At 50.0% G+C, this 650-nt stretch carries 2 tRNA genes and 2 rRNA genes; all 4 read left to right on the top strand.

What is annotated here, in order from left to right:
* Positions 1–76 (top strand): 5S ribosomal RNA (gene rrf / locus C400_RS28800); the annotation flags it as partial.
* 39 nt (positions 77–115) lie between these two features.
* Positions 116–192, top strand: a tRNA-Ile gene (locus C400_RS0125925).
* 21 nt (positions 193–213) lie between these two features.
* A tRNA-Ala gene (locus C400_RS0125920) sits at positions 214–289 on the top strand.
* 140 nt (positions 290–429) lie between these two features.
* Positions 430–650, top strand: a 23S ribosomal RNA gene (locus C400_RS0125915); the annotation flags it as partial.

Here is a 650-nt window from a genome sequence, read left to right as displayed (position 1 = left end):
CGAACACGACCGTTAAGCCCTCCAGCGCCGATGGTACTTGGACCGCAGGTCCTGGGAGAGTAGGACGCCGCCAAGCGCAACCACTAAAGAATAATTTTTTTTGGTGGTTTATTATGGGCCCTTAGCTCAGCTGGTTAGAGCGCACCCCTGATAAGGGTGAGGTCGGTGGTTCGAGTCCACTAGGGCCCACCATATAACTTTATATTTCCTTTTGGGGCCATAGCTCAGCTGGGAGAGCGCCTGCCTTGCAAGCAGGAGGTCAGCGGTTCGATCCCGCTTGGCTCCACCAAAAGATTTATCATTGCACCTTGAAAACTGGATACCGAAACGAAATTGCGTTTTAGAATATTCCTTTAAGCTGATCTTGTGTAAACAAGTGAAATAAAGGTAGCAGATATCAACATTTTCTTTCTCTGAAAGAAAAGTCTAGGTTAAGCTACAAAGAGCACACGGAGGATGCCTAGGCGCCAGGAGCCGACGAAGGACGTGGCGAACAACGATAAGGCCTCGGGGAGCTGTAAGCAAGCTTTGATCCGGGGATGTCCGAATGGGGAAACCCGGCTGTCTTCATCGACAGTCACTACTCACTGAATTCATAGGTGGGTGAGAGGCAGACCAGGGGAACTGAAACATCTAAGTACCCTGAGGAA

The sequence above is a fragment of the Paenibacillus sp. ICGEB2008 genome (assembly GCF_000307675.1).
In the GTDB taxonomy this organism is placed as follows: Bacteria; Bacillota; Bacilli; order Paenibacillales; family Paenibacillaceae; genus Paenibacillus; species Paenibacillus polymyxa.
The sequence above is the reverse complement of the archived record's forward strand: the minus strand, read 5'-3'. Positions and strand labels throughout refer to the sequence as shown.